The sequence below is a fragment of the Microbulbifer sp. TYP-18 genome, assembly GCF_040932045.1.
Classification (GTDB): Bacteria; Pseudomonadota; Gammaproteobacteria; order Pseudomonadales; family Cellvibrionaceae; genus Microbulbifer.
In genome coordinates this window covers 13,449-26,627 of sequence record NZ_JBFRBC010000025.1, presented here as the reverse complement: position 1 = coordinate 26,627, position 13,179 = coordinate 13,449, and the positions used below count along the sequence as shown (strand labels likewise).

Sequence of the window (13,179 nt, the reverse complement as noted above, 5' to 3'; positions counted from 1 at the left end):
GAAATCAGTATTTAAATGTTAGGCACCCTCACAACCTAGATTTATGAAAAGGAAATAGAATGTCATTAATTGATGAAGTAAATGAAAAAAGAAAAGAAATTCGCACCGATGGCTATGCGATGTCTATAAGTGAGTGGGCTTCTTTATATGAAAGTAAAGAAATTGATATTCATCCTGAATTTCAACGTTTCTATCGTTGGGGCGATAGCCAAAAAACAAATTTGATTGAGTCAATTCTATTAGGGATACCTATCCCTCCAGTATTTGTAAGCCAAAGGAAAGATGGAATATGGGATGTAGTTGACGGATTGCAACGCTTATCAACAATTTATCAGTTTATGGGAATTCTAGAAGATGAGAACCAGAATACGATCGACCCATTAACTCTTACTGGTACGAAATATCTACCCAGTCTTGAAGGAAAAAAGTGGAACAGCCCTGAGGATGAAGACAACTCGTTTAGTCAAGAACTTAGATTAATTATTAAGAGATCAAAAATTAATGTAAGTATTATTCTAAAAGAGAGTGACGAAACTGCTAAGTATGATTTATTCCAACGCTTGAACACAGGTGGTTCTGACTTGAGCCCGCAGGAAGTTCGTAACTGTATATTGGTCATGATCAATAGAGATTTTTATACTTGGCTCCAAAGGCTTGCATCATATGAGCCATTCCAAGAATGTATTTCTCTCAGCGACAGGCCTTTGAAAGAGTCTTATGACCTAGAATTAGCACTTCGTTTCCTAATTTTCACCCTCATTGAAGAAGGGGAGTTAGAGCAGTTAAGTGATGTGGGGATATTTATCACAGAAAAAATGAGAACTATAGCTGTTGATGATGCTTTTGACACAGCTATGTGGGAAAATTTATTCATGCAAACATTTGACCTTCTACAGAATGAGTTAAATGAAGAATCATTCAAGCGATACAACGTTTCCAAACAAAAATTCACAGGTGGTTTTTTGTTGTCACAATTCGAAGTTGTAGCTTATGGCCTGGGTTACAATCTTGCAAACCGTAACAAATTAAAAAAAATTCCTGATACAGCAGCTGGTATTTGGAGTGATTTAAGGTATACCGAATGGTCGGGCTCAGGGATAACGGCAACTAGACGACTACCGAGAATTCTTCCTTTCGGGCGAGAGGTCTTCAATGACGGCAATTAGAACCAAAGAAAATCTAGTTGATAAAATTAGCCAAGATCATGTTTGGCGACTACGAGAAATTTCTGAATTAAGAGGTTTAATTGAAGATACAACAATATCTGAATTAAGAAAGAGAGTTCTTTGTAGGGCTGGTGTGGCTTTGTTATATGCTCACTGGGAAGGCTTTGTTAAAAAGTCAGGTACATATTTCTTACAATATGTTGCAGCACAAGGACACAATATCTCTGAGCTAAGAAGTAATTTTGTAACTCTTCTGGTTAGAGGGAAAATTGATAAGGCTAGTGAGTCAAACAAGTATTCTGCATTTGCTGAAGTAACTAGGTACATTATTGATAATCAAACTTCGAGAGCTCGATTTCCCGTAAAAAATGTTGTTGATACAAAATCTAATCTTTCAACTAATGTACTTAAAGAAATTATTTGGTGCTTAGGCTTGAATTATGATCATTTCGAAACAAAAAAAAATATCATTGATTTAAAGCTGGTAGGTAGAAGAAATCATGTGGCACATGGAGAATCTATGGAAGTAGAGGTTAGAGATTTCTTTGAAATGGTTGGTGAGGTTATAGGGTTAATGGCCACATTCAAAAATCTTTTAGAAAACTCATGTGTAACAGAGTCATACAAGGCAGCGTAATGCCTAACAAATAAGGATATGTTGCACCTGCTGCAACATTTGATACCTAAATAAACAAACCGGCCCCTGAGCCGGTTTGTTTATGCCTGGAGAAAGCTAAATTATCCAGGTCCTACAATCTGGAGCTACTGATGCTAGGTGCAATTAGTGCTATTTCTGGTCTGATTGGCAAGGCCATTGATAAGGCGTTCCCGGACAAGTCCGAAGCGAATAGGCTCAAGGCTGAGATCGATCGCCAGTTGATTGCGATGGAACTCAAGGAGTTGGAATCCGCGACCAGTGTGATTACGGCGGAAGCGGGTGGTGATAGCTGGCTACAGCGTTGCTGGCGTCCTATTGCCATGCTGACGTTTGTCAGTCTCGTGGTGGCGCATTGGTTAGGTTGGACTGCACCAAACCTTAGTGAGGAGCAGACGTTGGCACTGTTGGAGATCGTAAAGATCGGCCTGGGTGGTTATGTGGTGGGCCGCAGTGCTGAAAAAGCCATCAAGACATGGAAACAGTCATGATCGTTCACGACCTGATGCGAGAGTTGGCCGAGAAGGCTGGCCACGCCACTACGGTAACCGCCGGTGCCATTGGCAGCCTCTACAGCTTGTTTGTCCAAAACCCCATTGGCTTTATCTGTGCTTTGGTAGCGGTCGCCTCCTTTGTGATGAATTGGTACTACAGCCACCAGCGACACAAGCTGGCCAGACAGCAGCAAGGGCGTGATTCGGGTGGCTGAGCTGAAGCTGAGCTTCGACGCCTCGGCCTTTGACCGGGCCTCCCGGGCGGTACAACGGCAGCTGCCCTTTGCCGGGGCTGTGGCACTGAACAATGTGGCCTTCCGTATTCGTGGGGAGGAGCGTGCGGCCATCGGCCGGGTATTTGCCAATCCCACCCGACTGACACTAAATGCGACGTTGGTGGAGAAAGCCACCAAGCGCACTGGGGTGGCCAAAGTCTTTATTCGGGACCAGGCCACTAAGGGCACCCCACCCAGTAAGTATTTAGCGCCGGCGGTGTTTGGCACCAATCGTAATGTGAAGCGGTTTGAGCGGGCCTTACGCCATGCCGGCTTATTGCCTGCAAGGATGTACGTGGTCCCGGGTGAGGGGGCCAAGCTCAACCGGCACGGTAATATCACCGCCGGCACCTACAGTAAGATCCTGTCCCAGGTTAGAGCTAGCTCGGACCCGATGCAGAATGCCAGCAACAGTACTCGCAGCCGCTCAAAGCGGGGGGCAACCAAGGGTTACTTTGTGGGTAAGATCGAGGACACCTGGGGTGTATGGCAACGGGTGGGTTATCGGCGTCGCCGATCGGTCAGGCCAGTTCTGATCTTTGTGAGCAAGAGACCCCAGTACCGAAAGCGCTTCCCATTCTTCAAGATTGCCCGGAGTGTTGCCCAACGGCACCTGCTGCCAGAGCTGGGCAAAGCGATGGAGCAGGCGCTGGCGACCGCGCGTCAGCGTTAAATCACACGCCAACGGGTCCTCCTGAAAACCCTTCCCACGGGGAGTTCGGACCGCGTTTTTTTAACAGCGCTCTCAAATTGCATAGGGGGTTATACCTTGGCGGATTCTGTTGTGCTTGGCGATAAGGCGACTCAGTCCGGGTTTGCCCGTCTGGTTGGGACGTCGCAGCCAGCCATCAACAAGCATGTGGAAGCCGGTGTGCTGGTTCGAGGGGCAAGTTACGAAGCCTGGCTGCTGGCGTATTGCGAGCGGTTGCGCATTGAGGCCGCTGGCCGGCGGCCCAGCAATTCCCGTGAGCGCAAAGATATGGCGCAGGCCCAGGAGGCGGAGGTCAATGCGCAGCTAAAAATGCGCGAGCTCTACCGGGAGGATCAGTTGATTCTCGATACGGAGTCCGTGCGCAAAGCCATGCTGGAATGGGCCTCAGTCGGGAAGAACGAATTTCTAGGCGCGGTGGACGGTATCGTTACCGCGATCGAAAGCCAATATGCCATTACCATCGAGCGTGAATCTCTGCAGCCCAATATTGACGCTGCCCTCAGAGCTATTGGCGACTACGGGTTTGAACCTGCAGCGGCTGGTACAGGAGATTCGGGGAACTTGGATACCACAACCTAAGCTGCCTCTGATCGAGTGGCTGCCAGAACATATTCGTCTGCCGCCGGAAGACAGCGATAACCCCGGCCCCTATCGAGTGGAGTTTGTGCCCTATTTCTGGGGGGTGATGCACGCGCTGGATAGCCCGGTGTCGTGGATGGTGGTGATGCAAAAGGCGGCGCAGATCGGCTGGACGGTATTGCTGGCGGCGGATATCTGCAAGGTGGCGGTGACGGATCCGGCCCGGGTGCTGATGCTCTTCCCCAAAGATGCGAAGGGTCGCAACTTCATGGACGAGAAGTTTGTGAAGATCGTGGAGAGCTCGCCGAAGGTGGCGGGTGTGGTCGAAGTTAATACCAGCCGTAAATCGGGAAGCACCGCCACGCGCAAGGTGTTCCCGGGTGGGGAAGTCCGCACGGTGGGTTCCAACTCGGTTTCCAACGTCAAGTCCACCACGGCCAAGCGTGGCTACGTGGAGGAGCCGGACGATACCAACAAGGATGTCGGCGACCAGGGCGATGCCATTCGCCATTTGCGTGAACGCCTCAAACGTATGCGCAATAAAAAGCTGGTGATTGGCGGCACCCCGGCGGTGGCCGATTTATCCCAAGTGGAGCACTACACCAAGCTCGGCACCATGCGCGTGTTGCCGGTGGCCTGCCATGACTGTGGTGAGTCGCATCTATTGGACTGGGAGAACGTGAGCTGGCTGCAAAAGGAGGGTGGTACTCCGCACCCGGTATTTGGTTTGCACCAGCCGGATACCGCCGTGTACAGCTGTCCACACTGCGGGAGTGCCTGGGATGACTATCGGCGCCAAGCCAACATCCTGCAGACCTGCAAGGCTGCGCGAGACAGCGGCGATCCCTTCGCCGGCTGGGTCAAAACCCAGTGTGGTGAGGGTTTCGAAGCCGGTGAAATTGAACCCATAGAAACCTTTATGGAGCTGTCAGAGCTCTATGTCTGTATTCCCGGTACCGGCCTGGCCAGCGTTGTGCGGGATTATCTGGAAGCCGAGCACGAAGCCAGGGCTGGGGATGAGTCCGCCCGCATTGTGTTTCAGAACAACAAGCTGGGGCGGCCCTATCAGTATGCCGCCAATCAACTGCTGGATCACGAGAAGCTCCAGGAGGCTGCGGAGGATTACCCTGAGCTATGTTGTCCTGCGGGCGGCCTGCTGGTAACAGCCGGCATCGATGTTCAGCATAACCGCTTGGCCATCACCCTCCGCGCCTTTGGCCGCAACGAGGAAAGCTGGCAGTTGTACTGGGGTGAGATCGACGGCGATACCGCCGACAAGCGTGACGACTGTTGGGCTGCTCTGGACAAGTTGGTCTTTCAGGCCTTCGAGCACGAGCGTTTTGGAAAAATCCGCGCCGCCTCGGTGAGCATCGACGCATCCGACGGTGCCACCAGTAATGCGGTGTACCACTGGGTCCGAACGCGCACCAAGCGGTACCGCGGCACCCTGGTGATGGCCATCAAGGGCGACAGCAATGACCTGGGCACCAAGGAAATTTTTACCCAGCCGCGGCAGGTGGATTATGCCAACCCAAAACGGCGGACCAAGGCGGATCGCTTTGGTGTACGGGTCTATATCGTCGGCACTCACAAAGCCAAGGACCTGATTGCCAAACGCCTGCTGGGTACCAGCGCCTATATGCACAGCTGTAGGCATGTGCGCCAGGACTACTGGGAGCAGGTCACCGCGGAAGTCAAAGCACCCAGTAAAAAGCATCGCGGCAAACTGCTGTGGCAACCGCGCCCCGGCAAGCCCAACGAAGGCCTCGATACCGAAGTCTATGCCCTGCATGCGGCACACGCCAAAGGCATGCACAAACTGACCGACACCAAATGGTCCGAGATCGAATCTTGTCTCGGCCAGCGCACCTTGTTTAACGCACAACCGCACGAGCAACTTAACGAGCAACCGCAGCCCGCGCCCAGCCAACCACGGCGACCGGCGCAGCCGGCGGGCTCACTGCTGGACGACTGACATGACCCAATCCGCGCAAGCCATGGTAGACCTCTATCTGGCGGCCGAGAAGGATGTACTGGCCGGCAAGAGCACCACCATCAATGGCCGTACTTTTGCCACAGAGAACCTGCAAGAGATCCGCGATGGTCGCCAGGAATGGGAGCGTCGGGCGCTGCAGGAACGATTACGGGCCACTGGAAGAAAAAGCGGCGGCCCCGCTTTAGCGAACTTCAGCTCATGAACACACTGGATTCCCTCATCGGGTTTTTCTCGCCCGTGGCTGGCCTGCGCCGGGTGCAGGCGCGAAGGGCGCTGCGGGTCGCCGCCGCCTATGAGGCCGCCAAACCCAGCCGGCTGCGCAAGAACCCCACCGATAACCGCAGTGGGGACCTGGTGGCCGAAGGGGATGTGGAAACCCTGCGCGGCATGGCCCGGCACCTGGAGCAAAACCACGATTTCGCCTTCGGCATCCTCAGCACACTGGTCAACAATGTGGTGGGTCCGCGGGGGATCACCGTGGAGTTTCAGCCCAAGACATTGACCGGCGAGATACACGACGACTTCGCTGGCCAGATGAATGAAGCCTTCAAGCAGTGGGAGCGGCGCCCCGAGTGCACAAGGCAGTTCAGTTGGGCCAAAACCCAGCGGCTGCTGTGCAATACCTGGTTGCGCGATGGCGAAGTGTTGCTGCGCCATCTGCAGGGGAGTGTGCCAGGTCTAAAACACACTACCGGTGTGCCCTACAGCATTGAGTGCCTGGAGCCGGATTTTCTGCCGGTGGATTACAACGATCCCGGCCAGCGCATCGTACAGGGCGTGGAGAAATCAGCCTGGGGCGAGGCCAAGTCCTATTGGCTCTATGACGAGCACCCGGGTGCCAGCTTGAACTGGCGTATGAAGCGCCGCCGCCACAGTGCCGGGCATATCGAGCACCTGAAATTTGTGCGCCGCCTGCACCAGACCCGTGGGGTTTCTATCTTCGCCGCGGTCATGAACCGCCTCAACGATATCAAGGACTATGAGGAGAACGAGCGCGTTGCCGCCAAGATCGCCTCCGCCATGGTGGGCTTTATTCAAAAGGGCAGTCCCGATTTATACGAAGAAGATGAAAAGTGGACCGAGGAAGGCAACCGCACCCTCTCTATTCGCGCTGGTGCCATTTACGACGACCTGCGCCCCGGTGAATCCGTCGGCACCATTCAGAGCAACCGCCCCAGTGGATTGCTCACGCCATTTTTGGAAACCATGCAGCGTATGGCCGCTGCGGGCACCCTGGCCAGTTTTAGCAGCATCAGTAAAAACTACAACGGTACTTATAGCGCCCAGCGCCAGGAACTGGTGGAACAGTGGTCCGCCTATGAAACCCTGAGCCTGGAGTTTTGCGAAGAGATTGTCGAGCCGGTGGTGCGTCGCTGGGTGCAGATGAGTTTACTCACCGAGGTACTCAAACTACCCGGCGACCTGGATCCTGAAAGCCTGCTGCATCTCGACTTTATTACCCCGGTTATGCCCTGGATCGATCCGGGCCGCGAAGCCGGTGCCGATGAAACCCTGCTGGAAAATATTCTCGCCAGCCCCCAGCAGACCATCCGTCGCCGCGGCAAAAAGCCCGAGGATGTGCTCAGACAGACCGCCGCCTGGCAGAAAAAACTTAAAGCCAGCGGCATCACCACACCAACCAAGCGCCCCGCAGTTCCCACAAAACAGACTGATTCCGAACCTGAATCCGCACCTGAATCCGAATAGGAGGCACCATGCCTAAAAAGCAATCCTGGTACAGCATCACTGCTGCCGCCAACAACACCGCCGATATTTATGTGTATGACACCATCGGCTACTGGGGAGTCACTGCCAAGGATTTTGCCAAAGAGTTAAAAGCGCTCGGCAAGCTCAGCAAGATCAATCTGCATATCAACTGCCCCGGTGGGGATGTGTTTGATGGCACCGCCATTTACAACCTGCTCAGGGAACACAGCGCCGAAGTGGAAACCTGGATTGAAGGAATTGCCGCCAGCATGGGCAGTGTCATCGCGCTCGCTGGGGACACCGTGCATATAGCGGAAAACGCCTACTTCATGGTGCACAACCCCAGTATCGCCACCCGGGGTGACGAGCGGGCTTTGGAAAAAGCCAAGGGTCTGCTGGCCAAGGTCAAGACCACCATGGTCAGTCTGTATGCCTCCCGCACCGGCATGACTGATGACGAAGTCAGCCAGGTGATGAACGAAGAAACCTGGTACACCGGAGGGGAAGCCGTGGCCGCCGGCTTCGCCACTGATACCACCGCCGAAATTGAGATGGCCGCCTGTTTTGGCGGTGAATGTCTGCAGCAATTTAACCATGCGCCCGAGCCGGTGCGTGCGCTCTTCACACAGAACTCAAGTGAAGTTCGATTCCCGTCTGCGATTGCAGGCACCCCACCCGTAAAACAGGAGGCTACCATCATGCCTAAATCCACCCCCGCCACGCCGGGTGCAACCGCCGACAACGGGGTCACACCGGAAATAAAAGCCCAGATTGCCGCTGATGCACAGGCACAGTTTGTGGCCGACGAAAAAAAGCGCAAGGATGACATCCGCGCAGTGTTTAAAGGCTTCGAAGCCCACAACGCCATTCTGCAGTCCTGCCTGGACGATATGCAGTGCGACGTCTCTCAAGCCAAGGATAGGCTGTTAGAGGCCCTCGGCAAACAAACTGCAACCCCTGTACAGAGCTATGGCCTGGTTGTACAGGAAGGTGAGGGGTTAAAGCGCATGCGGGCCGATGCGGAGAATGCCATCGCCATGCGTGCCTTTGGTGAACAACGGGCGGAGGGCAATGGCTTGGCCGGCTACACCATGATGGAGATTGCCCGCCTGATGCTGCAGTCCCGCCGTATCGATATCGCCGGTATGGACAAGATGGCCCTGGTGGCAGCGGCTTTTACCCACACCTCCAGCGATTTCGGCAGCGTGCTGGCCAATACCGCCAACAAAGCCATGCTCAAAGGTTACGAGGAAGCCGCGGAGGTCTTTCCGCAGTTCACCGGCGTTGGCAATCTGAGTGATTTTAAGATTGCCACCCGCACCGATCTGGGTTCTTTCCCCACGTTGACCAAGGTGGCCGAAGGCGCTGAGTTCCATTACGTCACCATGGGCGAGCGTGCCGAGACCGCCATGCTGGCCACCTACGGCAAGCTGTTCAGTATCACCCGCCAGGCCATTATCAACGACGACCTGGGCGTATTCACCCGCATTCCCATGAAGATGGGCCGCGCTGCCATCCGCACCGTCGGCGATCTGGTGTTCGGTATATTCCTCAACAACCCCGTCATGGCGGACGGCAAGAACTTATTCCATAGCGACCACGGCAATATCGCCGGCGCCGGCGGTATCAATACCGCCAGTATCGACGCCGCCCGGGTCAAGATGGCCAAACAGAAAGACGGCGATGCCACACTCAACCTGCGGCCCGGCTTCCTGATCTGTGATGTGGCCGACGAGGGCCAGGCCAAGGTTGCCCTGGAATCCGAGTTTGAAGTCGGTGCCAACAGCAAGAACAACACCGTGCCCAACAGTGTGCGGGGTATCGCCAGAGTGATATCCGATGCGCGCCTGAGCGGCCACAACGGTTGGTACCTGGCCACCAGTCCCGCCATGCACGACACCATCGAAGTGCTCTACCTGGATGGGCAACAGGCGCCGGTGCTGGAACAGCAGAACGGCTGGAGTATTGACGGCGTCGAGTTCAAGGTGCGCATGGATGCCGCGACTAAAGCCTGGGACAGCAAAGGCATGGTCAAGATACCCAAGCAGTAATTCTTCGCCGCTTCCAAAACCAAAGCCGCAATCTGCGGTTTTTTTATTCCTCTTATTTTTATTCTGCAAATCCTAAATCCCAGCGGGAGAAATGATTATGGCAAAGAACTACGAGCAGCAGGGCAAGGTACTCTCTTTTATGAATGACACAGGGTCCGATATCACCTCGGGTTCCGTGGTGGTGATGGGGGCAGTGTTGGGTATCGCGCTGGCGGATATCGCCAATGGTGAACCCGGCAATGTGCAAATCGGTGGGGTCTTTGTGGTTCCTAAAGTCTCCGCCGCCGATATCAAACAGGGCGAATCCCTTACCTGGGATATCTCTGCAAGTGCCTTCGACGACAACGCCGCGGCAGCGGCTGCCGGAGACGTTACCGGCCCTACGGCCTTTGCCGCGCAGACCGCCGGTGCCGGCGCCACCGCCCTGGCGGTGTGCTTTACCGGTGTGCCCGGCGTCGTCGCTAACCCGTAATTGGAACCGCTGTGAATCTGGAGCAACGGGTGGCCGAACGCAATTTTCAGCGCTGGGGCAAGCCTGCCGTCTATGACGCCGGCAGCGGTGGCGAGCCTCAGACCTGTCGGGTAATTCGGGATCAGGGTGTCGATGAGTTTGCCGAGGAGCGTGTGCGGGTGCCGCGGTTCGAGCTGAGTTTGCTGGTCAGCGAGGTGGGTGTCCATAAGCCGGGTGCCCTGGTCACCCTGGCCGGTGTCGAGTACACAGTGCGGCACCTGCTTGAAGACGACGGCACTGTGCGCCGTGTCGTCGCGGAGACCTGATATGAGCCAACGTATCGCGATCCGCGACGCGGTCAATGCCGCCTTAAATACCCTGGAGGGCTACACCCTGGTCGCCCCCGGCACCACCGAAGAGATAGACGCGGCCAGTCTGCCGGCCCTGGTAGTGGGCTTTGCCACTGAAGCTATTCAACACGAATTGTACGGTGGTACCGAGCGGCAGTTGGAAATCACCGTATCCGCCGTGGTGAAAAGCCGCGGCGATGTGTATGCCGCACTGGACCAGGCCGCCGCCGATATTGAATCCGCGCTGACAGACAGTGCACTCGGGGGTGCCGAGCGATTTTTGCTCAGCCAGACCCAGTTTGCCCTGGATGCCGAGCAGCCGCTGGGCGAAGTGCGGCTGGTCTATTCCGCTAGCTATTCCACCGACAGTGAATAACGGAGGCCACCACCATGGCTAACGACACCTTGAAAAAAGTGCAAATCACCAAACCCTGTATGGCTGCCGGCAAACCCGCGTCGGTGGGCAAAGAACTGGCACTGGACATCGGCGAGGCCAACCAGCTGATCGGCACTGGCCGGGCCAAGGCTGTTGAGGTAGCCAGCAAGGGCAGGGACCGCAATAACAAGGCCAAGCCCACAAGCACTGCCGATCAGGCCGAAATCCTCTCAACCAACAATGGAGACCAAGATCATGGCCCAAGGTTATAAAACCCAATTCCACCGCAGCGATGATGGTTCTGTCTACACCCAGGTCGCCGGTCTGCTGGATATCGATCCGGGCGAGGAGTCCCGGGCTTCGGACGATGTAACCCCCATCGACGGCACCAGTGGCTATATGGACTTTGATCCCGTGGGCCTGCGGGATGCCGGCGAGGTGTCCTGTACCTTTATCTGGAACCCGGGCGACACCGGCCAACAGGCGCTGCGGGCCGATTTTGATGGTGACGACAATGTCTATTACAAGGTGGTCTATCCCGAGGGGACCGAAGTGGCCTTTGTCGGTCATATCACCGGCTGGGGGAAAGCCTCCCCAAAGGATGCCAAGATCACCCGCACAGTGAAGTTTAAGATATCTGGTAAGCCTGCGGTGACCCCTGGGAGCTGACTGGATGGGCGATGGGAGGCTCAAGTCCAGAGAAAGTGATTAGAGTGAACTAAAATTATTCTGATTCAGATGGCTGGTGAAAATGTACATTTGAAGTGATAATCAGCATAATGGAGGTGCTATGGAATATCATATAACGAAAGAGAAGAGCGGCTTTGTGCGGTGGCGAACCTTAAAGAACAACTTTCCTCATCAGTAAAAAATTTTGCATATGTGGTGAAATCAGGAGATACGAGTGTTACTGATATGGCTGCACTTGTTGACGCCACATCTCAACTCCCTTTGTCAAAATTCAATTATTGGGAAAGATTAATTCGCTCTGAATATGAGATGGTTCTGGAACGTAGTACCCGGAAAAGACTTAGATTCTGGTTAAAACGACGTGAACTGCTGACTTGGCTAGATTTGATTAGCTGGGATGGTTACAGACGCGAGAGGGCCCTAAGAGCAATATCAGAAGGAGCACCAAACGCGTTTTTCTTTTCTATGGCTTTGCGCAGGTTAAATGATTGGGTTCCACAGGTGCGCAAGGCTGCGATAGAAAAACTTCCTATAATAGCTAAAAAAACGAAACCAAGCCACGTTGTAGAAGCTCTTTGTGTTGCCTTTTCAAATTGGAATTCCTGGGGGAGGATTGAAGAGGCTGGAAAACGTGCTCTATTACGAATAGCTTCTGTAGAAGAGGTATCAGAACCCTTTAAGGAAAAACTGATATTTTCTACCTCTGGACCAATGCCGTCTGTATTCGCTCAGCTTGGCCGGACAACAACTCTTGATAGTAACCTTTTCGAAATTGCAGAGCGTGCAATTCAGCCCTCAGTTAGGGCTAAAGCATACCGCAGTCTTTTTGAAGGACGTATGGTGTGGATTGAGGGTTGGAAATGGGAGTGGAAAGATATTTATCGTAGTGAATGGAAGCGGAAACTGATCCTTTCTGAAAGAATACTGGATATACCTGTATCGCTAATGAATTTGTTGGAAAAATCATCAGAAGATCGCTCCTCTTTTGTAAGGCGCATCTCAGCGGAATTTTTGATACGGAATTTAGAAAACCTTGGAGATAATGCCTATTACTTTGCGCAAAAATTTTCTTTAGATAGCGCAAGCCCAGTATCAGAAAGAGGTAGATTTGCGTTAAAAAAGCTCAGAGAAAGTAATTGCCATAATCTATCTTAGCTGAATGATTTTTCTAAAGAAGTAAAACAGCATTAAAGGCCTAAGCGGGCGGATAGCAATGAAATTAAATACCACTAAAAGCAACCTGGTCTTGTTGGTTATTATGAGCGGTGCAATGGCTTGTATTTATTTTTATATTAGCCCTTCGGACATCTTTGATTTGCCAGCTCATCTTGATAGGTATTTGGATATAAGAAGTTATTTTGTCCAGGGGATAGCTTCCGGAGTGCTGGGGTTTGAATTTTCTAGAAGGTTAAAAGTATCGCGATATCGAGTTTTTTCGATTGGCCTGTTAATTGGGATTTTGTTATTAATATTGAACAGCATTAGATTGAATGTGGTGGATTTTTATTTTCTACAATACTCGGTAATTCCGCTGCTATTAGGTATCGCTGCAGGAGTTTATTTGATCGAATATGTGTATTATTTGTTCAGTAGAATGGTAATTAATTTGACTTCTTAGTAGTTTTAAATCGACTAGATAAACCCGCTTCTGCGGGTTTTTTTATGCCTGGAGATTGA

At 53.0% G+C, this 13,179-nt stretch carries 17 protein-coding genes; all 17 read left to right on the top strand.

Annotation, left to right across the window (positions count from 1 at the left end):
- Nucleotides 1–59 precede the first annotated feature (59 nt).
- Nucleotides 60–1,166 carry a DUF262 domain-containing protein gene (locus ABVT36_RS16040; protein WP_368457441.1) on the top strand — a complete coding sequence of 369 codons (1,107 nt, stop codon included), beginning with the start codon at nt 60–62 and terminating at the stop codon, nt 1,164–1,166.
- The gene (locus ABVT36_RS16035) at nt 1,153–1,803 is read left to right on the top strand and encodes an MAE_28990/MAE_18760 family HEPN-like nuclease (RefSeq protein ID WP_368457440.1); all 651 of its coding nucleotides are present in this window, start codon (nt 1,153–1,155) and stop codon (nt 1,801–1,803) included. Before ABVT36_RS16040 ends, ABVT36_RS16035 begins: the two co-directional genes overlap by 14 nt.
- Before the next feature lie 131 nt (nt 1,804–1,934).
- Entirely contained in the window at nt 1,935–2,312 is a 378-nt protein-coding gene (locus ABVT36_RS16030; protein ID WP_368457439.1) for a 3TM-type holin, read from the top strand.
- Nucleotides 2,309–2,530, top strand: a complete 222-nt coding sequence (locus ABVT36_RS16025; RefSeq protein ID WP_368457438.1) for a hypothetical protein — start codon at nt 2,309–2,311, stop codon at nt 2,528–2,530. The genes ABVT36_RS16030 and ABVT36_RS16025 overlap by 4 nt, the downstream gene beginning before the upstream one ends.
- Nucleotides 2,523–3,263: a hypothetical protein gene (locus ABVT36_RS16020; protein WP_368457437.1), complete on the top strand. Its 741-nt coding sequence runs from the start codon at nt 2,523–2,525 to the stop codon at nt 3,261–3,263. The genes ABVT36_RS16025 and ABVT36_RS16020 overlap by 8 nt, the downstream gene beginning before the upstream one ends.
- A gap of 96 nt (nt 3,264–3,359) precedes the next feature.
- Nucleotides 3,360–3,881, top strand: coding sequence for a hypothetical protein (locus ABVT36_RS16015; protein ID WP_368457436.1), 522 nt, complete (start codon nt 3,360–3,362; stop codon nt 3,879–3,881).
- Nucleotides 3,826–5,856, top strand: a complete 2,031-nt coding sequence (locus tag ABVT36_RS16010) for a terminase gpA endonuclease subunit (protein WP_368457435.1) — start codon at nt 3,826–3,828, stop codon at nt 5,854–5,856. The genes ABVT36_RS16015 and ABVT36_RS16010 overlap by 56 nt, the downstream gene beginning before the upstream one ends.
- Before the next feature lies 1 nt (nt 5,857).
- Nucleotides 5,858–6,079 (top strand): primosomal replication protein PriB/PriC domain protein, encoded by a 222-nt coding sequence (locus ABVT36_RS16005; protein WP_368457434.1) that lies wholly within the window; start codon nt 5,858–5,860, stop codon nt 6,077–6,079.
- The gene (locus tag ABVT36_RS16000; protein WP_368457433.1) at nt 6,076–7,584 is read left to right on the top strand and encodes a phage portal protein; all 1,509 of its coding nucleotides are present in this window, start codon (nt 6,076–6,078) and stop codon (nt 7,582–7,584) included. The genes ABVT36_RS16005 and ABVT36_RS16000 overlap by 4 nt, the downstream gene beginning before the upstream one ends.
- 8 nt (nt 7,585–7,592) lie before the next feature.
- Nucleotides 7,593–9,635, top strand: coding sequence for a ClpP-like prohead protease/major capsid protein fusion protein (locus ABVT36_RS15995; RefSeq protein ID WP_368457432.1), 2,043 nt, complete (start codon nt 7,593–7,595; stop codon nt 9,633–9,635).
- A 97-nt stretch (nt 9,636–9,732) separates the two neighbouring features.
- Entirely contained in the window at nt 9,733–10,107 is a 375-nt protein-coding gene (locus ABVT36_RS15990; protein ID WP_368457431.1) for a capsid cement protein, read from the top strand.
- 11 nt (nt 10,108–10,118) lie between these two features.
- Nucleotides 10,119–10,412: a hypothetical protein gene (locus tag ABVT36_RS15985; protein WP_368457430.1), complete on the top strand. Its 294-nt coding sequence runs from the start codon at nt 10,119–10,121 to the stop codon at nt 10,410–10,412.
- 1 nt (nt 10,413) lies between these two features.
- Nucleotides 10,414–10,812: a hypothetical protein gene (locus ABVT36_RS15980; RefSeq protein ID WP_368457429.1), complete on the top strand. Its 399-nt coding sequence runs from the start codon at nt 10,414–10,416 to the stop codon at nt 10,810–10,812.
- Between the two features lie 14 nt (nt 10,813–10,826).
- Nucleotides 10,827–11,084, top strand: a complete 258-nt coding sequence (locus ABVT36_RS15975; protein WP_368457428.1) for a hypothetical protein — start codon at nt 10,827–10,829, stop codon at nt 11,082–11,084.
- Nucleotides 11,068–11,481, top strand: coding sequence for a phage tail tube protein (locus ABVT36_RS15970; RefSeq protein ID WP_368457427.1), 414 nt, complete (start codon nt 11,068–11,070; stop codon nt 11,479–11,481). The genes ABVT36_RS15975 and ABVT36_RS15970 overlap by 17 nt, the downstream gene beginning before the upstream one ends.
- 162 nt (nt 11,482–11,643) lie before the next feature.
- On the top strand, nt 11,644–12,657 hold the full coding sequence (locus ABVT36_RS15965; RefSeq protein ID WP_368457426.1) for a hypothetical protein: 1,014 nt from the start codon (nt 11,644–11,646) through the stop codon (nt 12,655–12,657).
- A gap of 58 nt (nt 12,658–12,715) precedes the next feature.
- Entirely contained in the window at nt 12,716–13,120 is a 405-nt protein-coding gene (locus ABVT36_RS15960) for a hypothetical protein (protein WP_368457425.1), read from the top strand.
- Nucleotides 13,121–13,179: the final 59 nt, after the last annotated feature.